The sequence below is a fragment of the Neobacillus sp. S1227 genome (assembly GCF_055385255.1).
The window spans coordinates 4339186-4365082 of sequence record NZ_AP038276.1; the positions used below are offsets into that span (position 1 = coordinate 4339186).

Consider the following 25897-nt stretch of genomic DNA (forward strand, 5'->3'; position numbering starts at 1 on the left):
CACCCTCTTAAAACTTACGTTTTCTTGCTGCTTCAGACTTTTTCTTACGTTTTACACTTGGCTTTTCGTAGAATTCGCGCTTTCTTGCCTCTTGCAAAGTACCAGTTTTTGATACAGAACGTTTGAAGCGACGAAGAGCATCTTCAAGCGATTCGTTTTTACGAACGACGGTTTTAGACATCCTCTTTCCCTCCCTCCGAAACACAACACACTTACATCAATCCATGTACCTTGCAATTATAATATAACCTAGGTGCAAGGTCAACTGTATTTCACAGTGATGTGACAAGGAATGTACATTTTATGCAAATTATTTTTTTGCTTGTCTTAATTTTCCTTTTAAAGATGGCATGTCCCCCCCAATCAAACCATACAATGAAGGGAGGGGAGGATAGACCATGCTTTACATATTATTATTTGTACTTTGCATTTTAATATTTATTTTTGGAATGACAATTATCAGATTTGGACTATTTAACTTATCAGCTAACAAACTTAAGACTTGGCTGACTAAACTAACCCGTACACCTTTAAAAGGAATGCTGACCGGGACATTTATAACTGCACTCTTGCAAAGCAGCTCTGCGGTAATGGTTATTACAATTGGCTTAATTTCCGCAAGAATCATGACTTTTCCTCAATCGATTGGGATTATTCTTGGCACGAACATTGGTACTACCTTTAAGACAGAATTAATTACGTTTGACATAGATGCTGTTCTTGTCCCATTTGCGATAATTGGGGCAATTCTAATTTTGTTCCCTAATAAAAAAGCTAGAAGTATCGGAATGTTACTGTTTGGCATTGCTTCTGTTTTTACGGCAATGAAGGGGTTTGAAAGGTTAGCTGAGCCGTTAACATCGATGAATATGATCCATCAATTCATTCTTTCCATAAATGATAATATTCTGATGAGTTTACTAACGGGAACAATCATTACTGCCATAATTCAATCAAGTACGGCGATGACTGGGATTACAATGGGATTTCTAACAGCAGGGCTCCTGCAGCTTGATGCGGGAATTGCCATTGTTCTAGGGGCTAATATTGGAACCTGTATCACCGCCATTATCGCATCCATTGGCGGCGGTAAAGAGTCAAAATTGGCGGCCTACGCGCACGTGTGGCTGAATGTTTTTGGCGTTTTATTATTTATTCCGCTTATTCCCCTGCTGACCGAAAATGCCCCGTTGCTCGCAGCCAGGAAGGATGTTCAATTGGCCCATATCAGCGTTATTTTTAATGTCGTGTCCTCATTGCTGGTGCTGCCATTTGCAACTAAATTTGGCGAGATGATCTTATTCTTACACGATCGGAAACCAAAGCAGCCTATTGTGAAATAATCGGCTGGACTTTAACCTTATATTCCAGACAGAGATTGGCTATCACAAAAATCGACTGATTAGAAGTCGGAGCTCCAATACAGGGTATTGGTTACCGAAAGATGGAATATTTCAGGAGTGGGGGTGTCAATACGAGCCTTTGGCTACCGATAGACCGAATATTTCATTAGTTGGGGCGTCAATACAGGTTATTGGCTACCGATAGACTGAATTTTTCTCGAGTTGGGGCACCAATACGGGCCTTTGGCTACCGATAGTCTGAATATTTCTTGAGTGGGGGCGTCAATTCGAGCCTTTGGCTACCGATAGTCTGAATATTTCTTGAGTGGGGGCGTCAATACGAGCCTTTGGCTACCGATAGTCTGAATATTTCTTGAGTGGGGGCGTCAATACGAACCTTTGGCTACCGATAGACCGAATATTTCATTAGTTGGGGCGTCAATACGGGTTATTGGCTACCGATAGTCTGAATTTTTCTCGAGTTGGGGCGTCAATACGAGCCTTTGGCTACCGATAGACCGAATTTTTCTCAAGTTGGGGCGTCAATACGGTCTATTGGCTACCGATTGACCGAATATTTCTCGAGTGGGGGCGTCAATACGGGCCTTTGGCTACCGATAGACCGAGTATTTCATTAGTTGAGGCGTCAATACGGGTTATTGGCTACCGATAGACTGAATTTTTCTCAAGTTGGGGCGTCAATACCGGCTATTGGCTACCAAAAAACCGAATTTTTCTCGAGTTGGGGCGTCAATACGGGCCTTTGGCTACCGATTGACCGAATACTTCTCGAGTTGGGGCGCCAATATGGGCTATTGGCTACCGATTGACCGAATATTTCTCGAGTTGGGGCATCAATACGGGCCTTTGGCTACCGATAGACCGAATATTTCTCAAGTTGGGGCATCAATACCGGCTATTGGCTACCAAAAAACCGAATTTTTCTCGAGTTGGGGCACTAATAAAGGCCTTTGGCTACAGATAGACCGAATATTTCTCGAGTTGAGGCGACAATACGGGCCTTTGGCTCCTGAAAGCCAGGGTTATTCACAGAGTTGGGGCGCCAATATACTTTTGTTACAAGTTATTTTCTGAATAATTAAATAAAGGGTGTCCCCGTGGGCACCCTTTATTATTATATGGCTGCTTCTTCAGTTTTAAAAACATCTTCCTTCAACGATACCGTATCTTCTACCACACGGACGAATTGCCCCTTGTTATAAGGGTAACCAGCTTTTGTAATCTTCACTTTTACAATTTTGCCAACCATATCTTCAGTTGCTGGGAAAACAACCTTTAAGTAGTTATCAGTGTAGCCCACATAAAGGCCTGATTCAGCCATTTCTTTAAACTCCTCTTCCGGAATAACCTCCAGAACCTCACCTTCAAATTCTGAAGCATACTCTTTTGCTAGTTGATCAGAAAGAGTGATTAAGCGGTGAACGCGGTCATTTTTGACCTCTTCATCCACTTGATCTTCCATTCTGGCAGCAGGTGTTCCGGTACGCTTGGAGTAAGGGAAAACATGAAGCTCCGAGAATTTATGTTCTTTTATAAAATTATAAGTCTCCATAAATTCCTCTTCCGTTTCGCCAGGGAAACCAACAATAACGTCGGAGGTTACAGCAAGACCCGGAAGGATTTCCTTCAATCGTTCCAATCTTTCTGCGAAAAACTCCATCGTATATTTACGACGCATTCTTTTCAAAACAGTATTTGAACCAGATTGAATCGGAATATGCAAATGGCGGACAACAATATTTGAATGCTTGATGACTTCAATTACTTCATCGGTAATTTGACTGGCCTCTATCGAAGAAATTCTCAGTCGCTCAATTCCTTTAACCTGTGCTTCTAAGTCGCGAAGCAGCATCGCAAGATTATAATCCTTCATGTCCTCTCCATAACCGCCTGTGTGAATACCTGTAAGGACAATCTCCTTATAGCCGGCATCCACTAATTGCTGGGCCTGGTGAATAACTTCCTGCGGATCACGTGATCTCATCAGACCGCGAGCCCATGGAATTATACAGAAGGTACAGAAATTATTACAGCCTTCTTGAATTTTCAAAGAGGCACGTGTTCTATCTGTAAAGGATGGTACATCCAGTTCTTCATAGACGCGGTTCTTCATGATATTGCCGACGCCGTTAATTGGCTGCCGCTCTGTTTTATACTGCTCAATATAGCCCAACATTTTAACACGATCCTGTGTTCCAACAACAACATCTACGCCCGGGATGGCCATGATTTCTGCCGGTGATGTTTGCGCATAACAACCTGTAACACAAATAACGGCATCAGGATTTTTTCTAACCGCACGACGGATGACTTGACGGCTTTTTTTATCACCTGTATTCGTAACCGTACAGGTATTTATAACATAAACATCCGACATGGATTCGAAATCCACGCGTTCATAGCCTTCTTGCTTAAATAATTGCCAAATGGCTTCTGTTTCATAGTGGTTGACTTTACAACCCAAAGTATGAAAAGCAACTGTTGCCATTATCTGTTCACCTCAGTAATTCAAAATGATAGGAAATGGCCGCAAGGGAATACAATGGGGCCGTTTCCGTCCTTAATATGCGCGGACCGAGTCCGCAAAGGGCAAATCCATTATGCTTAAGCTGCTGTACCTCTTCTTCTGAAAGACCCCCTTCGGGTCCAAAGACTAGAAGAAGAGATTCACCAGGCTGTAATTGTTTCAGGACAGCAGAAAAAACGGATGTTTCTCCGTTTCTACTTTCCTCCTCATACGCAGCTAATTTATAATCAAATTCTTTACTTTTAGCAAGCAATTCTTTAAAACTCATCGCTCTTTCAACTGTTGGCAGCATGGCACGATGTGATTGCTCGGCTGCCTCTTTAGCAATTTTTTGCCATCTCTCTATTTTTTTTGCAGCCTTTTTCTCATCCCATTTTACAACCGAGCGTGCGGCTGAGAAAGGGATAAATTGATGAGCTCCTAATTCCGTTCCTTTTTGGATAATCCACTCAAGCTTGTCCCCTTTAGGCAGTCCGCTTGCAATGGTAACTGAAATCGGCAGCTCAGAAACCTCTTCTTTCCATTGTACAACGTCTGCAGCCACTCTTTCATCGGTAATTTCTGCAAGCCGGCAAACGGCCTGATTACCTTCCGGATCGACACAAATGATTTGATCGCCAAGTTCCATTCGCATCACCTTGACTATATGGTGACGATCTTCTTCATCTATGATAAAACGATCTTCACTTGCTCGATTTTTAACAAAGTAGCGCTGCACAACTTTGCACCCTCTCTAACACAGAATACGTCTTATTTTACTAAAATGTAAAGCATTAATAAAGAATGAAATACAAAAAGGGGATGAAAATCCCCCTTAGCTTCTTCATTATACCCTTTTTGAAATAATGGCAACCCAATCCTCCATTAAAATGGTTTCTGTAATTTCAAAACCGGATGATACAAGTGCCTCTTTTACTTGATCCTTTTTCTGTTGAATAATACCTGAAGTAATGAAATAACCTCCCGGCTTTACAATCCGGGCAGCATCAGCGGTAAATCGCAATATGACTTCCGCTAAAATATTGGCTACAATGACATCAGCAGAGCCTTCTTCAACGCCATCAAGGAGGTTATTCTGAGAAACATTCACCTTATTGTGAACTTTATTTAACTTAATATTTAATTTTGCCTGTGTAACCGCCACTTCGTCAAGGTCAAAAGCCCTTACATCCTCGGCTCCCAGCATGGCAGCAGCAATACTTAGAACACCTGATCCTGTTCCAACATCAATGACCCGATCACCCGGACGGACCGTTCTTTCAAGAGATTGAATACACATCACCGTCGTCGGATGTGTTCCCGTGCCAAACGCCATGCCTGGGTCTAATTCAATGATTAATTCATCGCTGCTGACGGGGTTATATATTTCCCAGGTAGGAACAATCGTGAACCTTTCAGAGATCTTAACAGGGTTATAATACTTCTTCCAGGCAGTCGCCCATTCTTCCTCATTCACTTCACTGATTGTAACCTTATTTAAGCCAATATCGATATTGAACAGGATAAGATTATTAATAGAGTCTTTAATTGCTTCGACTGTTTCGCCCAGGAAACTATTGACCGGCAAATAGGCCTTTACAATGACGCCTTCCTCAGGGTAATCATCTGGATTAAGCTGGTAGATTTCACCGAATTGATCTTCCCTTTCCTTTGTCAATTCAAATGGATCCTCAATTACAACACCGCTTGCCCCAGCTTCGTGTAAAATATGAGAAATTGGCTCAATCGCTTCATTTGTTGTGTGGATACTAATTTCAGACCACTTCATTCTACCAGCTCCAATCCTTACTCGCCTTTAAAGGCACGTTTTACTTTTGAAAAAAAGCTTTCTTCATGTTCTCCAAGAGGAGCATTGCCGCTTGCCTCATCGAATTCGCGCAGCAATTGTTTTTGTTTATCACTTAATTTTGTTGGGGTGATAACCCGAACAAGTATATGCTGATCACCCGTACCATAACCACGGACATTTGGAACGCCTTTTCCTCTTAATCGGAATTTTGTTCCAGTTTGTGTACCAGCAGGTACCTTTAATTTTACTTTACCATGCAAAGTTGGCACTTCAATCTCGGCACCAAGTGTCGCCTGAACAAACGTGATTGGCATTTCACAATAAATGTCATCGCCATCACGCTCAAAAAATTCATGGTCACGAACGTGGAAAACGACATAAAGATCTCCTGCCGGACCGCCGTTAATACCACCTTCACCTTGTCCAGAGAGACGCATCTGCTGGCCATCGTCGATTCCAGCAGGAATTTTAACATGGATCTTCTTACGCTTCTTCACTTTACCAGTGCCGCCGCAAGTAGCACATTTATTTTTAATCTCTTTACCGGTTCCATTACAGTAGTGGCAGGTACGTCTGTTCACAATTCGGCCGAATGGAGTATTCTGCTCCACACTTACTTGTCCTGAACCCTGACAATGTTTACAGGTCTCTGGCTTCGTTCCAGGCTTTGCTCCTGAACCGTTACATGTTTCACAAGTTTCTTCACGAGGAATTTCAATATCCGTCTCTTTACCGAATGCCGCTTCCTCAAAAGAAATGGTCATCGTATATTGCAGGTCTGCTCCCTGTCTTGGCGCATTCGGATCCCTTCTCCGTGAACCGCCTCCGCCAAAAAAGGTATTAAAAATATCTTCAAAGCCTCCGAAACCGCCGCCGAAATCGGAACCGCCGCCAAATCCTCCAAAGCCTTGATTAGGGTCTGTATGTCCAAATTGGTCATAGTGTGCCCGTTTTTGATCATCACTTAACACTTCATAGGCTTCTGCTATTTCCTTAAATTTATCCGCTGCATCCGGCTCTTTATTAATATCCGGGTGATATTGTTTAGATAGTTTGCGATAAGCCTTTTTTATTTCATCCTTTGAGGCACCTTTGCTTAAACCAAGCACCTCATAGTAATCCCGTTTACTCATTGATTACCATCACTCCCGAATCTTTTCACATAAAGCTTATTCTAACACCCTAGGAAAGGTATAGCAATAAATAAAAACTCACCGACTGGCAAGTCCGCTAGGACGAAGACAGAGGCATAGTTGTATTTATGCTTTCAGAATTTATCGAATAAATTCTGATTAGCTAAAAAAGCCAAAGCCATTAGCCTGACTTTGACTTTTTTTTTAAAATCAATTATTTGTCATCTTTTACTTCTTCAAATTCTGCATCAACTACATTGTCATCTTTTTTGCCAGAGGCACCTGCATCAGCGCCGCCCGCCTGAGCTTGCTGTGCCGCAGCTGCCTGCTCATAAAGCTTTACAGTTAAAGCCTGAACGATTTCTTGAAGAGCATCCTTTTTTGCACGCATTTCTGCTAAATCGTTTTTCTCGATAGCTTGCTTTAGGGCATCCTTTGCATCATTTGCTTTCGCTACTTCAGCAGCGTCAACCTTACCTTCAAGGTCTTTTAAGGTTTTTTCTGTTGTAAAGACTAGCTGATCTGCCTCATTGCGAAGTTCTGCTTCTTCTTTACGTTGTTTATCGGCTTCAGCGTTTTCTTCTGCTTCGCGGACCATTTTTTGAATTTCATCATCAGAAAGTCCTGTAGATGATTTAATTGTAATTTGCTGCTCTTTGTTAGTGCCAAGGTCTTTAGCGCGAACATTAACGATACCGTTCTTATCGATATCGAAAGATACTTCGATTTGCGGAATTCCCCGTGGTGCCGGCGGAATATCGGATAGTTGGAAACGGCCTAATGTTTTGTTATCCGCTGCCATTGGGCGTTCCCCTTGAAGAACATGGATATCCACGGCTGTTTGATTGTCAGCAGCAGTTGAGAACACCTGTGACTTAGATGTTGGAATTGTTGTATTGCGGTCGATTAATTTGGTAAATACACCGCCCATTGTTTCAATACCAAGAGATAATGGCGTTACGTCAAGCAATACAACGTCTTTTACATCACCAGTAATGACGCCTCCCTGAATAGCAGCACCCATCGCTACTACTTCATCTGGATTTACCCCGCGATGCGGCTCCTTCCCAGTTGCCTTTTTAATTGCTTCCTGAACTGCAGGAATACGAGTAGAACCACCGACTAGAATAACTTTGTCAAGTTCTGCAGCCGTCATGCTTGCATCGCTCAGAGCCTGGCGGACAGGTCCCATCGTACGTTCAACTAGATGAGCTGTTAATTCGTCAAACTTTGCTCTTGTTAAAGTCACTTCCAAATGAAGCGGGCCTGCAGGACCTGCCGTAATGAATGGCAGAGAAACTTGGGTTGAAGACACACCTGAAAGATCCTTTTTGGCTTTTTCCGCAGCATCCTTCAAACGTTGCAATGCCATTTTATCTTGTGAAAGATCAATGCCATTTTCTTTTTTGAATTGCTCGACTAAATAATCAATAATTACTTGGTCAAAGTCATCGCCGCCTAGACGGTTATCACCAGCAGTTGCTTTTACCTCAAAAACTCCGTCACCAAGTTCAAGAATGGATACGTCAAATGTACCTCCGCCTAGGTCATAAACTAGAATCGTTTGATCTTGGTCTGTTTTATCCAAACCGTAAGCTAGAGCTGCAGCAGTCGGTTCATTAATAATCCGTTCTACTTCAAGACCGGCAATTTTCCCCGCATCCTTCGTGGCCTGGCGCTCAGCATCGTTAAAGTAAGCCGGAACAGTAATGACTGCCTTTGTTACTGGTTCACCAAGATAATCCTCTGCATAGGATTTTAAATACTGAAGAATGATAGCCGAAATCTCCTGCGGTGTATATTGCTTTCCTTCAATTTCTTCCTTATGGGCAGTACCCATATGACGCTTAATGGAAATAATCGTATTTGGGTTTGTGATAGCCTGGCGCTTTGCCACTTCCCCTACTTGACGTTCCCCATTTTTGAAGGCTACAACAGATGGAGTTGTGCGGTTGCCTTCTGGATTGGGAATTACTTTTGGTTCCCCGCCTTCAAGTACAGCAACACATGAGTTGGTTGTACCAAGGTCAATACCGATAATTTTGCTCATTGTATTTATCCTCCTTATAAAATTATATGTAGGCTTATTGATTCACCTTTACCATTGATGGCCGAATCACCCGGTCCTTTAGTAAATAGCCCTTCTGGAATTCCTCAATCACTACGTTTGAACCATAAGCAGCATCGTCTCCCTGCATTACAGCATGATGCTGATGAGGGTCAAATTCCTTCCCCACTGCTTCAATTGGCTCAACACCTTCTTTTTTCAAAGCATCGATTAAGCTGCGGTAAACCATATCCATTCCCTGCAGCAATGACTTTGTTTGTTCGTTGTCTGCCTCAATCTGCAAAGCTCTTCCAAAGTTATCAAGTACCGGAAGTAAATCGGTAACAAGTTTTTGCGCTCTATATTTTTCGGCCGCTTCTTGATCCAATCGGGTACGGCGTTTGAAATTATCAAAGTCTGCTTGCAGGCGAAGGTAGCGATTCTCTGCCGCCTCCAGTTTCTCCTTTAACATTTGCATTTCCTGCAATTGCGCTTCAGCATCAGCATATTCAGGCTGTTCAGCAGCATCTGACTCCATTTCAATTGTTTGTTCAATTGATTGTCCAGCCCCAACAACTTCATTATCAGTATATTCAACGCTTTCGCTGCCGCTTAAATCTTCCATTTCTTCATTCAAGGTTTTGTTTTTTTCGTTTGACAACATATTCACCTCCCTTAAAGAATCAAATCACACTTATTCAATGGCTGATAATCATGGTAAGAGGGTGAAATGGTTGATTTCACCCTTACTCAATATTACCAGTGTTATTTGTATTGATACAGCTTTGTTAATACTGCCGATAAATCATGGCTTAATAACTGCATTAAGCTGATAACACGTGAATATTCCATTCTTGTCGGACCAAGAATCGCAATCGTCCCCAATTTTTCTTTACCGGCAGAATAAGTAGCCGTGATCAGACTGCAATCTTCCATGATACTATTTTGATTCTCACTGCCAATCTTCACGCTTATGCCCTTTTGATTGCTTTTGATTAAATTCGTAATCCAATCTTCTCGATCTATCATGGTTAATAGATTACGTATTTTGGCAATATCATGAAATTCCGGCTGACTTAACATGTTCGTTTTCCCTGCGAAAAATAACTTTTCATTTGTTGCTGGCATTTTAAAGGTTTCCGCAATGGTATGAAGAAAAAGGTCGAAGCGGCGAATATGCTGTTTTAAAAGCATCGCCACCTCTTTAAAAATCTTATCATGTAAATCTTCAAGCGGAACACCAGATAATTTTTCGTTTAGGATGTTAACGATTTTCTCCAATTCACTCATATCAAGTGCAGCCGGCAGTGAAAAGGTCCTATTTTCCACATGGCCAGTATCAGTTACTAAGATCGCAACAGCTGTTTCTTTGTTTAAAGGGATGATTTGGATTCTTTTCAGCTTATTGATGCCGACATCCTGCCCAAGAACAATTGATGTATAATTCGTCATCTCTGACAAAATTTTTGCAGATCTTTGGATAATTTTTTCGAATTCAAAAATCCTCTCCGCAAAGATGGATTGGATAATTGAAATATCCTGAGGATTCAAAGTCTGCGGTGAAAGCAAATGGTCAACGTAGTAACGATAACCTTTTTCCGAAGGGACACGCCCTGATGAGGTATGAGTTTTTTCGATAAACCCCATTTCCTCAAGATCGGCCATTTCATTTCGAATCGTTGCCGAACTAAAGGAAATTCCCTCTTTTTTCGACAAACTTCTAGAGCCGACTGGTTGTGCAGATCGAATAAAGTCATCAACAATTACCTGAAGAATCAACAATTGACGATCTGTTAACAACATTCATCACCTCTGTTAGCACTCCGCATTAACGAGTGCTAATTATACTAATAAATTATCAAAAAGGAATTATGGTGTCAATTACATACTCCCAAAAACGACTGAAAAACTTCATTTCCTAACAGGCGGCCCTTTTTAGTTAAATATATTCTGCCATCCTGTACATTTAACAATTGTCTTGATATTAAATCAGCTAATTCCTGCTTGAATAATTGCTCGGGATCACGATCAAATTTCATTTTAAAACGTGAGATGGAAACACCTTCCGTTTTTCGCAGGCCTAAAAACATTTCTTCCTCCATTTGTTCCGTTAATGTTACTTGATGTTCCTCAATGATGGGAAGTTTTCCGTTGTTAATCTGGTCGATATATTTTTTCAACGGTCCATAATTTGAGCGGCGAAAGCCGTCTACATAGCTATGCGCTCCTGCCCCAAAACCAAAATAGTTTTCGTTGTCCCAATAGGTTAAATTATGCCTGCTTTCGAAACCAGGCTTGGCAAAGTTGCTGATTTCATACTGTTTGAAGCCGTGTTTTTCCATTGCCTCCATTGCCATTTCATACATTTGTGCCTCCATATCCTCACCCGGGACTGGAAGGCGGCCTTTTTTCATTAAATTATAAAAAACGGTCTTAGGCTCGATAATTAACGAGTAGGCTGAGTAATGCGGAATGTCCAATGAAAAGGCCGCATCAAGAGAAGCTTGAAAGTCTTCAAGCGTTTGTTCTGGCAAACTGTAAATCAGGTCAATACTAATATTCTGAAATCCTGTCTTCTTCACATTGTCAATGGTTCGATAGACATCTTCGGCCCGATGAACACGGCCGATTTTTTTCAACAATTCATCATTAAAGGTTTGAACGCCAAGACTAATCCGATTGACACCTGCATCCTTTAATATTTGTAATTTTTGCGTCGATAAATCACCAGGATTTGCTTCGAAAGTAAATTCTACATCTGAACTTTTCAATAAATGTCGGTTAATGCTTTCACAGAATCGCTCAAGCTGCTTTTCATTTAAAGATGTTGGCGTTCCTCCCCCAACAAAAATAGTATCAAGTTCTTTCACTGGAAACTGCGCCAAGGTCATTTGCATTTCCTGATCCAGAACTTGTAAGTATTCATCAACAGGCTGCCCCTTAAGAAACACTTTGTTAAAATCGCAATAATGGCAAATATGTTCACAAAAAGGAATGTGCAGATAGGCAGCTTTAATCATTTACGTTTCAACTCCTTATTAATAACAAAAGGCTCTTTTCGTAAAGTTTGTTGTTTTTGGGAATAACACTATCCGTTCCTTTCCGCTACAGGCGCTCAGCAAACCCGCGGGGAGGAAGTCGAGCCTCCTCGACGTTCCGTCTGCGGGGTCTCGACCTTTCCTCTATTTCCCGCAGGAGTCAAGCGCCTTTCGCTCCAATCCACTCGGTGTTTTCAATATAGTTAAAAGCAACAATATATGAGAAAAGAGCCTAACAAAAAGAGGCAGGCTTCACCTATATAGGCTTGTCCTGACCTCGTGTTGAAGTTATTTTTTTGTATTATTGTCGTCCATCTTTAGCACGGCCATGAACGCTTCTTGCGGCACTTCAACGGAACCAACCTGTTTCATCCGCTTCTTACCTTCTTTTTGCTTCTCGAGCAATTTACGTTTACGAGAAATGTCACCGCCGTAACATTTTGCCAAAACGTTTTTTCGCATCGCCTTAATCGAGGAACGAGCGACAATTTTCTGCCCGATTGCAGCTTGGATAGGAACTTCAAATTGCTGCCTTGGGATTAATTCCTTCAGCTTTTCGACAATTACTTTTCCCCGTTCGTAAGCGAAGTCTTTATGGACGATAAAGCTTAATGCGTCTACTTTTTCACCATTTAACATGATATCCATTTTAACCAGCTTAGACGGTTTATAACCAATCAGTTCATAATCAAATGAAGCATAGCCTCTCGTGTTGGACTTCAATTGGTCAAAGAAATCATAAACAATCTCTGCAAGCGGGATTTCGTAGATGATGCTGACCCGATTTTCATCCAAGTACTGCATATCGACAAAATTACCGCGTTTTTGCTGGCAAAGCTCCATAATCGCGCCAACATAATCGTTTGGCGACATCATGGTTGCTTTTACATACGGCTCCTCAACCCGGTCGATTTTTTGCGGGTCTGGCATGTTGGATGGGTTGTCCACGTTGATCTGCTCTCCGTCTGTCATATGCACATGATAAATAACACTTGGAGCAGTCGCAATTAAATCGATTTTAAATTCCCGCTCAATCCGCTCTTGGATGATTTCCATATGCAGCAGTCCTAAAAATCCGCAGCGGAAGCCAAAACCAAGCGCTTGGGAGGTTTCCGGTTCAAATTGCAGGGCGGAATCATTAAGCTGCAGTTTTTCCAATGCTTCGCGGAGGTCATTAAATTTAGCCGTGTCAATCGGATACATACCGCAATAAACCATTGGATTTAATTTCCGGTAACCTGGCAGCGGTTCTTTCGCACCGTTTTTGGCATTCGTTATCGTATCCCCGACTCGGGAATCCCCTACATTCTTAATCGAAGCAGTTAAAAAGCCAACATCCCCGACGGACAGTTCTTCCCTAAGAACTGCTTTTGGAGAAAATACACCAACTTCTGTTACCTCGAATTCAGCACCGGTGGCCATCATTTTAATTTTTTCACCGACTTTAACCGTTCCATCAACAACTCGAATATAGGCGACGACACCGCGATAAGCATCGTATAAGGAATCAAAAATTAACGCTTTTAACGGTGCTTCAGGGTCTCCTGTTGGGGCAGGAACTTTCTCAACAACCTGCTCGAGAATTTCCTCAATGCCGATTCCTGCTTTTGCCGAGGCTAATACTGCCTCGGAAGCATCAAGCCCAATGACGTCTTCAATTTCACTGCGCACTCTTTCCGGGTCGGCACTTGGCAGGTCAATTTTATTAATTACCGGTAAAATTTCAAGTTCATTATCTAGCGCTAGATAAACATTTGCTAATGTTTGTGCTTCTATCCCCTGCGCTGCATCAACAACAAGAACAGCCCCTTCACAGGCAGCAAGGCTGCGCGACACTTCATAAGTAAAGTCGACATGTCCTGGTGTGTCAATTAAATGAAAAATATAGTCCTCGCCGTCTTTCGCTTTATATTTTAACTGGACAGCATTTAATTTTATTGTAATCCCGCGCTCTCTTTCCAAATCCATTGAATCCAGAAGCTGGTCTTTCATTTCTCGAGAGGAAAGGGCGTTAGTTTTTTCTAAAATCCGGTCGGCCAAGGTCGACTTCCCATGGTCGATATGGGCAATAATGGAAAAGTTTCTGATTTTTGATTGGCGTTTCAGTCGTTCATCTCTATTCATGTGGTTCACTCCTACTAAATTGGCGCAGATACACTATTTTTCATTATAACAAGAGGATTATCAAGATTCAACGAAAACTAAAACAGCAGCACCACCACTGGTGCCGCCGTTTATTTAGCTATCAAATCAATCAGACTCTCAGAAGCTTTGGTTAAGCCATCTGACATCTTTCTACCCATTGAGGAGAAAAAATTATAGGCATTGATCTCTTCAAGTTTTTTCTTCTTTGCTTCAATATCATGATTGGAAATATTTTTACCAAGAAACGTCGCCTTTAGATCATCCCCTGTTTCATTTATCGAGACGGCGTTTTGAAAATTAGGATCCTCATAACCTTTCATTTTTTGAATTCCATTATTCGCCAGTTCCATTCCCGTTAAAACTGAAATGAACATTAGGGCTGCAAAAATGAAACTTTTTACCATGAACATTTTCATCCGAAATGCTCCTATCATTTATTGTTTATTGTTTATTGGTAGATTGCTCCGTATCCTTGTTCACCTTTTCTGCCTGCCAGAAATAATCGCTGAATACATCTGCGAGTGCATCTGCCGACCGATCCAGTTCTTCAAATGTATTATCAACACCGCCGAATTCAATTAACATGGCATTATCAGAAAGGTTTTGATTGTAGACACTATTCGACCCAGATTCGTTTTTAACAATAACTCCCCTGCTTAAGCCTTTATATTTCTTTTCCATTAGGCTGTGGAGTTCGCTCGCTAGCTGCGCATTTTTTTCATGGTTTGGATTTTTACCACCGATGATAAAAGCTATCTTAGCGTAAGATTTCCCATTAATTGAAATGGTTGTTTCAGCTTTCCGGTGTGAATCGCGATGCACATCAATAAAATATTGCAAATCTCGATTCGAGGCCATGGCAGTTTGCACCAGTGAGCGAGATTCCGTGTAGGAATTCCAATATTTTAGGCCCTTTTTATTTAGGTTTCCTTGGACATCCGTTTTGTCGACAAAGGTTCCGACTCCTCTTTCCTCGAGGCTTGTTTTTAATTGGTCTCCGATTTTAGTCACATTAATCTGTGAATGGTAGGCCAAATTGGGATTCGTTACGCCTTTTAGATACGGTAAATAGGATTCCCGATTATGTGTAAAGTAAACGTAGACAACCTTCCGATCTCCGGTCGTTTGGCCCGGTGCAGGTGACGGATTATCATCCGAAGGCTTATCCAAGCCTTCGATATTCTGCAGGGATGCCTCTTGTTCCGCTTTCATAATTTCAAGCGGCGGCGAGGATTCCATTGGCATATTTGTATAATTAGTGCCTTCTCCAGCAACCAGTATCTGCCCATCAAACTGATAAAATCCTGGCAGTTCTCGGCCAAGCATACTTCTTGGGTCATCCAAATTAATGTTACTTGACAGTTTAAAAACCAAATTCGTTAGTGTTGGCATCGTAAAGTCGGGCTTCACTTTTAAGAAGTGATGGTTTTCCCAGCCCATTAGTTGAAAAAGAAGTTCACCGTTCACTTTCGTTGCCGCCTGGTTGACGGAGGAGGAAGATAGTCTATATTGTGGCTTTAAAGATGTTAAGAGCCCGCTGATAGAAAAAATAAACAATAAGAATATAAACAGTGCGGCCATAAACTTAAGGACACTTGTCCCTTGCACCATTATAAAGGTTCCTGAAGCTTTGGTTTTCATGGTTCCACCTCTCACAAAAAGGATTCTAGTAAATCCTATGACATTGATAGAGTTGGTAGAACCAGTTTTTAGAGGCAAGCCCAAATCAGACTGCCTCTAACATTTTTATCGTGTATAGAATCCTGCGTTACCTTGGTCAACGGTGCTGTGGAGGGCGGCGTTTAGTCCATTAGCGAGGAGGTTTGCCATATCTTCAATAAACACATCAACCTCTTTTGGTGTAACCATTAAATTATGGCCAAGCGGTGAAAGGACTTCTTGAATCAGTTTGCGTTTCTCATCATCCGGAAGTGTCCCGACAATGCCGAGGAAGGTTTTACGATGCTTTTCTTCCGGCAAATCTTCTTCGGTCAGTTTGCGTCGTTCTCCAAAGGTCATCCCGGCAGGAGCAAGTGCTCTGGAAGGTCTGTTCCCTTCTTTCATTTCTTTGCCAAAATGCTTTAAAATGAAGTCAATCGTATCACTTGTAATCGAAACGGCATCTACCACTGTAGGAACTCCTACAGCAATAACAGGAACCCCCAATGTATCTTTACTTAATTCCTTTCGCTTGTTCCCCACCCCAGAACCGGGATGGATGCCAGTATCAGAGATTTGGATGGTAGAATTCACCCTTTCAATAGACCGTGATGCCAAGGCGTCAATTGCGATCACAAAATCGGGCTTGGTCTTTTCTACAACCCCGAAAATAATGTCGCTGGTCTCAATGCCCGTTAGCCCCATAACTCCCGGTGACAATGCACTGACAGATCGGTAGCCTTCCTCCACATTTTCTGGCTGTAACTGGAAAAGATGGCGTGTCACAAGCAGGTTTTCACAAACCATCGGACCAACCGCATCCGGCGTTACATTCCAGTTCCCCAATCCAACCACAAGACAGGAATCCGATTTCTTAACCCCTGACCCCTCCAAAAAATGGGCAAACTCGCTAGCAAAGATTTCCTGCACTTTTTGTTGCACTTCCGTATTTTGCTGACGGATCCCCTGGACCTCTAAGGTTAAATATCGTCCGGCTTTTTTTCCAAGCTGCGCCTCTCCTTGTTTCGTCACTTCTACTAAAGAGATTTTTATATCATCAACATCTTTTTCTTTAATAATGACCCCTTCAATTTGAGACAAATTTTCCTCTTGATCAACAGTTTGTGCCAGTACCATTTCCCTGGCTTCAATTGCTAAATCAGTGCGGACCGAATATTGACTTAAGTCGATAGATTCCTTCATGTTCAATCCTCCATTTGAAAAAAAGATTTCCTGCAAATAGAAACTATTTCCTATTTTTGCCCCTTTTTAAAGAAAACATGCAATATATTCTAGCCAAGCTAATGAATTCTATATTGCAATCTAGTTGACCGTTTGATAAAATATCTCTTGTTGCGAATAATTGTTTATGAATGTTAAGTCGAGTTCATATAGTCTCGATTCTTTACAGGAGGTGAAAGTAATGCCTAACATTAAATCTGCTATTAAGCGTGTAAAAACTAGCGAATCTCGTAATGCTCAAAATACAATGGCGAAATCTGCAATGCGTACTTCAGTAAAGAAAGTAGAAGCTGCTGTTACTCTTAACGACGCTGCTACTGCGAAGGAAGCTTTAGTAAATGCTGCTAGCCAATTAGATAAAGCAGCTGCAAAAGGTCTTATCCACAAAAACGCTGCAGCTCGTAAAAAAGCTCGCCTAATGAAGAAAATCAACGCACTATAATAAAAAAACGATTCCTTTTTTCAGGAATCGTTTTTTTATATTCTTGGATCTGTTAATTTGAAATATTTCTATCTCAACTAATGGGCCTGTTGGAAAACTTTATACAAATAAAAAGGCTATCGAAAGTTCGACAGCCTGGAATACTAAATAATTATTTCTTTAATTTAAAAAGCAGCATCTCTATCAGTAATGACTTATTCATCCCGCCGGTTTTCATTTGATAGTCGGCTTCAGCAAGGAGGCTAATGAGATTTGTAAGCTCTTCGTCCGTAAATTGAGCCGCCTGTCCGAGAGCAAGCTTGACTCGAAATGGATGGGTTTTCAAAAAGTGCGCAATCTGCTGCTGGCCATACCCTCGTCTCGACAGCTCCTTCACTTGATAGATCAAGCGAAATTGATTAGAAAGGAGCGCCAATATTTTGATCGGTTCCTCATTTTGCTTTAACAAATCAAAATAAATCCTTAAAGCTTCCTCCAATTTTCGCTGTACTACTTTTTCGATAAGCGAGAAAATATTTTGCTCCAATGAACGGGCAACCAATTTTTCCACAAGTGCCGCATCAATTCTTTTCTCATTTGCAGCATATAAAGCAAGCTTTTCTAGTTCGCTCGAAAGCATGAACAAGTTGGTACCCGAAAGCGCGAGGAGCTGCTCAACAGCATCAGTTTCGATTTCAATTCCTGATGTCTTCGCCCGGTCCTTCACCCAATTTTTTAGTTCATGTTCATTTAATTTTTTGGCCTCGACAACCTCTGAAGTTCGTTTAAGTTCTTTTGTAATTTTCTTTCTTTCATCTAATTTCTCATAAGGTGCCGAAATGACCAAGACTGTATACGGCGCAGGCTCCTGTATATAGGCTTCAAGCTTTGCTATATTATGCTCAACTTTTCCTTTCGATTTTTCGGCTGTTAAAAAAATCGGATTATGTAAAAGTATAACCTTCCGTTCTCCTAAAAACGGAAAGGTTTCCGCATCCTCGACTGCAATTTCAAGCGGAGTCTCCTCCAAATCATAGGCTGCAAAATTAAAGTCCTTTTCCTCTTCATTTAATATATGGTCTAGCAGCAATTGCTTAGTCTCATTAATTAAAAAGCTTTCTGTTCCATATAATAAATAAATAGGAGCAATATGATTTTGTTTAATTTTCCGCCACACATCTGTTACCATTTTGTCCAGGCTCCTCTTTATTTCACTCTTTATTATCGTAATGAAGCTTGGACAATTTGACAAGTACAAAACGCCAGGTTTGCAAGAGTTATTTCCGAATAATTAAAAGGGAATTGACAGCATTCGCCATAGTGCCAATTCCCGATCTATAATGAACGCCTGCTTTTATCAGCCCTAGGTACCGATATGTCAGGCGGAGTTCCTTTGGTAAGCTTATTGTAGCCCTTTGTTAGTCAAACTATTTTGACAACACTTGTCAGTACAGGAAAAGCATTTAGGGGAGGCTGGATTTTTTTTAGTAAATCGCTTATACTATATTGTGAAATAGGAGGGGTAGACTGTGAACCAATTTGAAAAAAATCCGCAAAGCAAGCGTAACGATGCAATTGATTCAGGGGTTGGATTCGGTGTGTCTTTTGGCTTTTTTGCTGTAATGTTTATCATTGCTACAGTCATTAAGCTGATCGGTTCTTAATTTAATGCTACATAAGAGTTTCTAGAGGCTGTATTACCGCAGCCTCTTTTTCATTAAGTGATGTATCTTATGGCAAAAACGTTGAAAAGGTTCCTTTATCTCTAAAAAATCGGAAAGTTATTGCACCCTGAAGGTCTGTTCGATAAATAACAGTTCTTTCTTCCTTTAAAAGTTCCAATACCTCTTGGTGGGGATGCCCGTAACGATTTCCTTCTCCCGCGGAAATTAGAGCCACTCTAGGCTTAATCTGCCTTATAAATGCTTCCGAACTCGAGGTTTTACTCCCATGATGTCCCGCTTTAAGGACATCCACCGTTAATTCCGGATATTTCCGGATAATTCTTTCCTCACCCGGCTTGTCCAAATCTCCCCCAAAAAACCAATTCAACCCTCCGAAACGGGCAAATATGGCAAGCGACCCACTGTTTCGTTCACCATTAAAATTTTCATCCGGACTAAGTATATAAAATTGATGATCCGCGTTTCCCCATCGATATCCAGAAGAAACGTGAACAATATTTATTCCCTTTTTGTCAGCCTGCGCCTTGATTTCTTCTTCCAAGGCAGATGGTTCGGCGACTGAGGGCAGGAGAATTTCTTTCACCATAAGCTCCTTTATTATAGATTTGGCACCTCCAATATGATCCATATCCCCGTGTGTTAAGATTAATTTATCAATTTTTGTGATCCCTTTTCCCTTTAAGAATGGAACAACAACATCACTGCCCACCTCATACGGTTTCGCTCGCTCCCGCCAATTTTCATCCATAAAATTCATCGTTCCACCCGTGTCAATCAGATAATCTCCGCCACCACGGGGAAAATGGATGAGGATACTATCCCCTTGTCCCACATCGATCATCGTTACCTCACCGAACGGCTCAGCCCAGTTCCAGCCTGATTGAAAGGTCATAAGAGCGGCAGATAAACCGACAAGATGCCATTTTCTGTTTGGATAACCCCTCTTTTCCCAAATGTAAAAAATACAAATAATCACCACAATATCAAATAGTAAAAAGAAAAGATTTGGTCTCCCAGGCACTAATGCAGCAAAATTTAAATCAGCGAGCGAAGCAATTAAATTGTTAAAAAGGGTAATTATTGCCAAGAAGAATTTAATGAGGATTTCCGGAGTCCACTCTAATAATAGTTGAATAAAAAATAAACCATACAAGCCGGGAAGATAAACATATGAAAATAAGGGGATATAGATTAAGTTAGCTACTATCCCTATGAAGGACAATCCAAAAAAGTAATACAGCAAAAAAGGGAGTGCAGCTAATTGAGAGGCTGCGGAAATGGCAATCATTTGGATAATGTTAATGGAATATTTCCCTAATATATGCTTTGAAGACAAAATGATGGCAGCACTTACTGTAAACGATAATTGAAAGCCGACGTCAAACAGCACCAACGGATTAAAGGCCAGATAAATGATACAGGCAAGGCTGATGGCATCAAAGGGCAGCAATTTAAGCTGGTTTTTCCACTTTACTACTGCCAGAAGAAGAAAAATCATAAGTCCTGCTCGAACCACTGACGAGGACGCGCCGGTTAAGATGACATACACAGGCAATACTATCAAAAGAAAATTCGTCATCATCTGTCTTGTCAAGCCCAATCTTATCCCCATATAAAAAACCATCCCGATCAGGAGGGAAACATGGAGTCCTGAAATCGCCAATAAATGAACAAGTCCCGTCTTTTGATAATCCTCCTGCAAATCTGGACTAAACATTCCCCTGTCGCCAAAAATTAAAGCAGCAGATAATGACGCAATTTCGGTTGGAAACTGTTTTTCGAGGTAATGAATTCCCATCAAGCGGAGATTTTGAATGGGGGTAAAAAGGGAATTTCTCTTAACAAGGGTACAGTTTTTCAAAGGACTTTCCTTACTTTCAACAATCCAGTAAATTTCTTTTGTTTTTAGATACTTACGATAGTCAAAGCCATTCGGATTTTTAGCTGTCTTTGGTTTCTTCAAGCTGCCAGATACCTTGCATACAAAACCATAAAAAGATTTATCTTTAAGGTCTTCTTTTTCTTGTTGTGAATTGATTTTGTAGCGGATTAGGAGTTTTTCTTTATATAAATGCTCTTTTGCCTGGATTTGTAATAAATCACCGTCTATTTTGGGGTCTTGAATATATTCAAGGGAAAATGAAGCGACAGTCTCAGGAATCTTTGTATGATTGTGGTTGGCTGCCTCAAAGCCAAAGAGGAAAAATACAAGCCATACTGCGGTTGTTACTGTTAATAGGTATGGTTGAAACCTATTATAATAGTGCAAAACAAACAGATAAAGGATGGACAACATAAAATAGGGCAGAAAATGGGTCAGTGCTGCCAATACTCCTAAAAGAGCAGCAACAGCAAAATATATATATTTTCCGGTCATCGCGCCTTCTCCAGTCTTTGAAATATTGACGCCGGGTTGAAGTCCGGCGCCAAACAAAGGTTATGAACTAACCTTTCGAAAATCTATCACTGGTTCGGTTAATTCTACCTTTTCAACTTTTACATTCGCTTGTTTAAACAGTTCAATTGCATATGGATGATTCTTATAATCTTCAGCATAATAAACAGTTTTAATGCCAGCCTGGATAATCGCTTTGCAGCATTGCAAACAAGGAAAATGGGTCACATAAATTTCCGATTCTGCTGTCGGAACGCCAAATTTAGCGCATTGCAAAAGGGCATTCATTTCAGCGTGAATAGTACGAATACAATGATTGTCGACTACATAACAGCCTTTATCGATACAATGGTCCCCACCTGCAATGGAACCGTTATAGCCCCCGGCGATAATCCGTTTATCCCTGACAATGGTTGCCCCAACTGTAAGCCGGGTGCATGTGCTCCTTAAAGCAAGCAAATGACTTTGCGCCATAAAATATTGATCCCATGAAATACGATTCACCTTAGCCACTCCCTTGATGTTCTCTTTTGTTTAAGTTTAATCATGCTTGTCCATGGTCGTCAATGATAGAATTATGGCGCCGTAACCAAATCCTTTAATTTTTCATACGTTTTTTCACCGATTCCACTGACATTCTTTAAATCTTCTGCTTGTTTAAAGGGTCCGCTTGTTTCCCGGTAATCGATGATCGCCGCTGCCTTTGCCGGCCCTATACCAGGCAGGTTTTGCAGTTCATTGACGTCCGCATTATTGAGATTAATTTTACCTTCATTCTTAGATGTTCCCCCTGAGACCACAACTCCATTTCCCGTTGCCTCCGGGAGAACCACCTCCAATTCACCCTTTGCCGGAATATAAATGACCATTTCATCCTTTACTCGTTCTGCGAAATTCACTTGAGCTTGTTCAGCCTGTTCAGTTACACCTCCCGCACGGCTAACCACATCAATAACCCGCTCCCCCTCCGAGGCTTTATAGACACCCGGCTGTTTCACCTGTCCCTTTACATCCACCAAAATTACTGCAGTTGTTTGACTCTGTGTCTTCTCCATATTTTCCTTGGATTTTTCTTGAACACTGCCAGCCTCCGACACCTTTTCAGTCGCTAAGGGCTGTGGTTGGACTGGCTCACTAGCACCGTATTGGTAAAAATAAAAAATTAAGACCACGACAAGAAATACAGATGCAACAGCATAACGCTTATGTTCCATCAACCATTCTTTCACTTGGCACCATCCTTTCTAAAGGTATATTTTACAAACATTCCTCATAATGTTATAAAAGAAACTCTGAGGTGAAGGAGGGTCGAAACAATGAATATTGGCATTATCGGCACCGGTAATATGGGGAGGATTTTGGTGGAAGCGTTAATTGACGGAGAAGCCGTATCTCCTTCTGCGATGCTGATTACGAACCGAACGATCGCTAAAGCCATGTTGCTTAAAGATAAATACAAGGAAATAAGGGTTGGGGCAAATGAAGTAGAAGTTGCAGCTCAATCCGATTTAATATTTGTTTGTGTAAAGCCATTAGATGTTTTTAAGGTGATAGATAAGATAAATCCCCACTTGACGGAAAATAAATGTCTTGTTTCGATAACAAGCCCTATCAGTACAGCACAAATTGAGAGTAAAGTTTTTTGTTCGGTGGTAAGAGTTATCCCAAGCATCACGAATCGGGCTCTTTCAGGAGTTTCATTAATGACCTATGGGGAAAGCTGCCGGGATAATTGGAGATTGGAAATGGACAATTTAATGACGAAGATTTCGGTTCCAGTCGATATTGATGAAAAGGTAACGAGAGTGGCATCAGATATTGTCAGCTGCGGACCTGCATTTTTCAGTTATTTGCTGCAAGCATTTATTAATGCAGCCGTAAAAGAAACGGAAATCGATGAAAAAATAGCCACAGTTTTGGCAAGTGAAATGATTGTGGGACTTGGTGAATTGCTCAAGCAAGGACATTACACCTTACCATCACTCCAGGAAAAAGTTTGTGTAAAAGGCGGAATTACCGGAGAAGGGATTAAGGTGCTCGACAAAGAGCTCGGGAAAATGTTTGAACATTTATTTCAAGCTACTCACGCAAAATTCAAGGAAGATCTCGATAAAGTAGAATTGCTAATCTCAAAACATTAATTCGCCAAATTTCCACAATTTCCTGCAAGTATAAATAAAAAAAGCCATCTTTTTTAATGAAGATGGCTTTATCTTTTGTGTGCAATAAAAAAAATTCGTTCGGAATTGGTTTGTGGTTTAGTGTGTTCAAAATCAGCATTAATCTCTAATAATTGAAAGCCCGCCTCAGCCAGCCAATCGGAATATTGCTGAACGGTAAACGTTCGCTGATAGTGAAGCTCATCATAACGATCATATTTTCCCGACTTTTCATCCAAGACAAAAAAACTTAACTCATGCTCCACGCTATTTGGCTCTTCCCCAGGAAAGCTATTCCAAATATAAGCGACATGGTCTTCATTTAAAGCAAAGGTTTGGTTCATAAAGACTTGAGTGATTTTAAAAATTGAATGAACATCAAAAATAAAAAGTCCGCCCTGCTGTAAATGCTGAAAAACATGCAAAAAGGTTTCTTTAACCTCTTGTTCAGTTTCCAAGTAATTCAAGGAATCACAAAAGATTCCGATGACATCAAACTGTTCCAAGTTTTCGAATTCAGCCATATTCTGTTCAAAAAATGGAATCACAAGCCCCGCTTCTTCTGCTTTTGCTTGGGCAACAGCCAGCATGTCAGCCGATAAATCAGATCCGGTCACTTGGAAGCCCCGCTTGGCAAAACGAACAGAAAGCTGCCCTGTTCCGCAGGCTAGGTCAAGCAGCTTGCTGCCTTTAATATTGTATTTGGCAAGCTTTTTTTCCACAAATCGAATCCATTCATCATATGGTGCATCCTTCATGAGTTCGTCATAAAGGTACGCAAAATGCTGGTAGCTTGTCATGAATTTAGCTCACTTAAGACGTCAACCCGCGGTGCATCTCCCCATAAACGCTCCAAATTATAATAGCTTCTTTCGTCACGATGAAAGACATGGGCAACAACATCCCCCAAATCGATTAACACCCAGCGTGCATCATCAAATCCTTCTATTCTCTTTAAATCAAAGCCGTTTTCATTGGCCTTTTCCCTAATTTCTCTTGCGATTGCCTGAACCTGCTTATCGGAATTCCCATGACAAATCATAAAATAATCGGCAATTAGCGAAATTCCCTTCATATTTAGCGCAAGAATATTTTCTGCCCTTTTATCATCAGCTGCTTTAACTGTCAATTGAAGTAGTTCTTGATTGTCCATTTACTCAACCCTTCCATTTTGGATTAAATCATTATACGTATAAAATGTCTCAGGATAGACGGTCTGATTTTTTTTCATTAAAAATGATATTGTATTTTTAACGGCTTGAATCAATGCTTTTTCTAAATTCTCTTTTGCCATTTCCCGTACTTCCTCAACACCCGGAAAGTGTCTGCCTGGTTCAATATAATCTGCTAAATAAATAATTTTTTCAAGCAGGCTCATCCCCGGCCGTCCTGATGTATGATAACGAATGGCATTGAGAATTTCTCTGTCTTTAATCCCCGCTTCCTTCTCGACAAGATAGGTGCCGGCAGGAGCATGCCAAAGTTCAGCGTTAAACCTAAGCAGATCTTGAGGAAAGCCCTGAGTCATAATAATTTCCATCATTTCCTCTTTCGGGCGGAATTTTGCATAATCATGAAAAATAGCGGCAGTTTCAGCTTTTTTTTCATCTGCCCCATACCTTCTAGCCAGGGTAATGGCTGTTTCCATTACGCCTAATGTATGCTGATAGCGATGCTCCGTTAATTGTTCCTTTACAAGCTTTAATGCTACATCACGTTCCATATAAATGGTTCTCCTCGATATATTGGATTATGGAATCAGGCAATAAATAACGCACAGTTTTTCCGTTTTTAAATCTTTCTCTAATCATACTTGAAGATACCTCTATCGCCGGTACATCAACATAAATAATAGGATACTCTGTAAGATGGCTGTAGGCAGGTCTTTGCACACCGACAAATTGGACAAGCTTAACTAGTTCATCAATTTTATGCCATTTAGGCAGATATTCAATCATGTCCGCACCAATTATGAAATAAAATTGATGCCTGGGATAGGTTTCATTAAGGAGCATCATCGTATCAACGGTATAGGATGGTCCATCCCTGTCAAGTTCGATTGGCTGTATTTTGAATGCTTGATTTCCTTCAATGGCTAAATCCAACATCTGAAGCCTTTCATTGTTCGATATCGATTCCGATTTTTTCTTATGCGGAGGCTCTCGATTCGGCATCAGCCAAATTTCATCAAGTGAAAGAACGGCTAAAACCTCATTAGCAATCAATAGATGCCCGAAATGCGGTGGATCAAATGTTCCGCCCAAAATTCCAACCTTCACAATACAACCCCACC

General features: G+C 41.1%; 24 protein-coding genes and 1 pseudogene. 4 read left to right on the top strand and 21 right to left on the bottom strand.

The features are described from left to right. Positions 1–7: 7 nt before the first annotated feature. Positions 8–181 (bottom strand): 30S ribosomal protein S21, encoded by a 174-nt coding sequence (gene rpsU, locus ACZ5AE_RS21825; RefSeq protein WP_003152957.1) that lies wholly within the window; start codon positions 179–181, stop codon positions 8–10. A gap of 217 nt (positions 182–398) precedes the next feature. Here rpsU and ACZ5AE_RS21830 point away from each other — a divergent pair, with 217 nt between their 5' ends. After that, positions 399–1343 carry a Na/Pi symporter gene (locus ACZ5AE_RS21830; RefSeq protein ID WP_464566649.1) on the top strand — a complete coding sequence of 315 codons (945 nt, stop codon included), beginning with the start codon at positions 399–401 and terminating at the stop codon, positions 1341–1343. 1135 nt (positions 1344–2478) lie between these two features. Here the strand turns inward: ACZ5AE_RS21830 and mtaB are convergent. From mtaB to gpr, 12 genes are all read right to left on the bottom strand, one after another. Beyond that, positions 2479–3852 carry a tRNA (N(6)-L-threonylcarbamoyladenosine(37)-C(2))-methylthiotransferase MtaB gene (mtaB, locus tag ACZ5AE_RS21835; RefSeq protein WP_464566650.1) on the bottom strand — a complete coding sequence of 458 codons (1374 nt, stop codon included), beginning with the start codon at positions 3850–3852 and terminating at the stop codon, positions 2479–2481. Positions 3853–3859: 7 nt separating this feature from the next. Then, a complete protein-coding gene (locus ACZ5AE_RS21840) occupies positions 3860–4609 on the bottom strand; it encodes a 16S rRNA (uracil(1498)-N(3))-methyltransferase (RefSeq protein ID WP_464566651.1) in 750 nt (249 codons plus the stop codon). A 108-nt stretch (positions 4610–4717) separates the two neighbouring features. Then, entirely contained in the window at positions 4718–5659 is a 942-nt protein-coding gene (gene prmA / locus ACZ5AE_RS21845; protein ID WP_464566652.1) for a 50S ribosomal protein L11 methyltransferase, read from the bottom strand. A gap of 17 nt (positions 5660–5676) precedes the next feature. After that, positions 5677–6813 (bottom strand): molecular chaperone DnaJ, encoded by a 1137-nt coding sequence (dnaJ, locus tag ACZ5AE_RS21850; protein ID WP_464566653.1) that lies wholly within the window; start codon positions 6811–6813, stop codon positions 5677–5679. Between the two features lie 214 nt (positions 6814–7027). Then, positions 7028–8863 (bottom strand): molecular chaperone DnaK, encoded by a 1836-nt coding sequence (gene dnaK, locus ACZ5AE_RS21855; RefSeq protein WP_464566654.1) that lies wholly within the window; start codon positions 8861–8863, stop codon positions 7028–7030. Between the two features lie 34 nt (positions 8864–8897). Beyond that, on the bottom strand, positions 8898–9521 hold the full coding sequence (gene grpE, locus ACZ5AE_RS21860) for a nucleotide exchange factor GrpE (protein ID WP_464573704.1): 624 nt from the start codon (positions 9519–9521) through the stop codon (positions 8898–8900). A 104-nt stretch (positions 9522–9625) separates the two neighbouring features. Then, positions 9626–10660, bottom strand: a complete 1035-nt coding sequence (hrcA, locus tag ACZ5AE_RS21865; protein WP_464573705.1) for a heat-inducible transcriptional repressor HrcA — start codon at positions 10658–10660, stop codon at positions 9626–9628. A gap of 77 nt (positions 10661–10737) precedes the next feature. Further along, positions 10738–11880, bottom strand: a complete 1143-nt coding sequence (gene hemW / locus ACZ5AE_RS21870; protein WP_464566655.1) for a radical SAM family heme chaperone HemW — start codon at positions 11878–11880, stop codon at positions 10738–10740. Positions 11881–12186: 306 nt separating this feature from the next. Continuing rightward, positions 12187–14022 (bottom strand): translation elongation factor 4, encoded by a 1836-nt coding sequence (gene lepA / locus ACZ5AE_RS21875; RefSeq protein WP_464566656.1) that lies wholly within the window; start codon positions 14020–14022, stop codon positions 12187–12189. Positions 14023–14132: 110 nt separating this feature from the next. Next, complete coding sequence (locus tag ACZ5AE_RS21880; protein WP_464566657.1) at positions 14133–14459, bottom strand: DUF3679 domain-containing protein; 327 nt, start codon at positions 14457–14459, stop codon at positions 14133–14135. A 25-nt stretch (positions 14460–14484) separates the two neighbouring features. Next, positions 14485–15684, bottom strand: coding sequence for a stage II sporulation protein P (gene spoIIP, locus ACZ5AE_RS21885; protein WP_464566658.1), 1200 nt, complete (start codon positions 15682–15684; stop codon positions 14485–14487). A 105-nt stretch (positions 15685–15789) separates the two neighbouring features. Continuing rightward, positions 15790–16905 carry a GPR endopeptidase gene (gene gpr, locus ACZ5AE_RS21890; protein WP_464566659.1) on the bottom strand — a complete coding sequence of 372 codons (1116 nt, stop codon included), beginning with the start codon at positions 16903–16905 and terminating at the stop codon, positions 15790–15792. Positions 16906–17125: 220 nt separating this feature from the next. Between gpr and rpsT the strand changes: the two genes are divergently transcribed. Next, on the top strand, positions 17126–17386 hold the full coding sequence (rpsT, locus tag ACZ5AE_RS21895) for a 30S ribosomal protein S20 (RefSeq protein ID WP_213120116.1): 261 nt from the start codon (positions 17126–17128) through the stop codon (positions 17384–17386). Positions 17387–17537: 151 nt separating this feature from the next. On the opposite strand, the gene holA is transcribed toward rpsT, so the two are convergent. Beyond that, entirely contained in the window at positions 17538–18554 is a 1017-nt protein-coding gene (gene holA, locus ACZ5AE_RS21900) for a DNA polymerase III subunit delta (protein WP_464566660.1), read from the bottom strand. A 340-nt stretch (positions 18555–18894) separates the two neighbouring features. Between holA and ACZ5AE_RS21905 the strand changes: the two genes are divergently transcribed. Further along, complete coding sequence (locus tag ACZ5AE_RS21905; protein WP_213120113.1) at positions 18895–19029, top strand: YqzM family protein; 135 nt, start codon at positions 18895–18897, stop codon at positions 19027–19029. A gap of 67 nt (positions 19030–19096) precedes the next feature. Here ACZ5AE_RS21905 and ACZ5AE_RS21910 read toward each other — a convergent pair whose 3' ends face one another. The 3 genes and pseudogenes from ACZ5AE_RS21910 to ACZ5AE_RS21920 all read right to left on the bottom strand — a co-directional run bounded on the left by ACZ5AE_RS21910 (position 19097) and on the right by ACZ5AE_RS21920 (position 22674). Beyond that, positions 19097–21427, bottom strand: a complete 2331-nt coding sequence (locus tag ACZ5AE_RS21910) for a DNA internalization-related competence protein ComEC/Rec2 (protein WP_464566661.1) — start codon at positions 21425–21427, stop codon at positions 19097–19099. Between the two features lie 75 nt (positions 21428–21502). Next, a pseudogene (locus tag ACZ5AE_RS21915) lies at positions 21503–21949 on the bottom strand (ComE operon protein 2); the annotation flags it as partial. Positions 21950–22020: 71 nt separating this feature from the next. Next, positions 22021–22674, bottom strand: coding sequence for a helix-hairpin-helix domain-containing protein (locus ACZ5AE_RS21920; RefSeq protein ID WP_464566662.1), 654 nt, complete (start codon positions 22672–22674; stop codon positions 22021–22023). Positions 22675–22761: 87 nt separating this feature from the next. Here ACZ5AE_RS21920 and comER point away from each other — a divergent pair, with 87 nt between their 5' ends. Next, positions 22762–23586, top strand: a complete 825-nt coding sequence (gene comER, locus ACZ5AE_RS21925) for a late competence protein ComER (RefSeq protein ID WP_464566663.1) — start codon at positions 22762–22764, stop codon at positions 23584–23586. Positions 23587–23654: 68 nt separating this feature from the next. Here the strand turns inward: comER and ACZ5AE_RS21930 are convergent, their stop codons facing one another. From ACZ5AE_RS21930 to ACZ5AE_RS21945, 4 genes are read right to left on the bottom strand one after another with little or no spacing between them, the layout of a single operon-like run. Next, entirely contained in the window at positions 23655–24404 is a 750-nt protein-coding gene (locus tag ACZ5AE_RS21930) for a class I SAM-dependent DNA methyltransferase (RefSeq protein WP_464566664.1), read from the bottom strand. Continuing rightward, positions 24401–24757 carry a ribosome silencing factor gene (gene rsfS / locus ACZ5AE_RS21935; protein WP_464566665.1) on the bottom strand — a complete coding sequence of 119 codons (357 nt, stop codon included), beginning with the start codon at positions 24755–24757 and terminating at the stop codon, positions 24401–24403. The genes ACZ5AE_RS21930 and rsfS overlap by 4 nt, the downstream gene beginning before the upstream one ends. After that, complete coding sequence (yqeK, locus tag ACZ5AE_RS21940) at positions 24758–25327, bottom strand: bis(5'-nucleosyl)-tetraphosphatase (symmetrical) YqeK (RefSeq protein ID WP_464566666.1); 570 nt, start codon at positions 25325–25327, stop codon at positions 24758–24760. Continuing rightward, positions 25317–25886, bottom strand: a complete 570-nt coding sequence (locus ACZ5AE_RS21945; protein WP_464573706.1) for a nicotinate-nucleotide adenylyltransferase — start codon at positions 25884–25886, stop codon at positions 25317–25319. Before ACZ5AE_RS21945 ends, yqeK begins: the two co-directional genes overlap by 11 nt. Positions 25887–25897 lie beyond the last annotated feature (11 nt).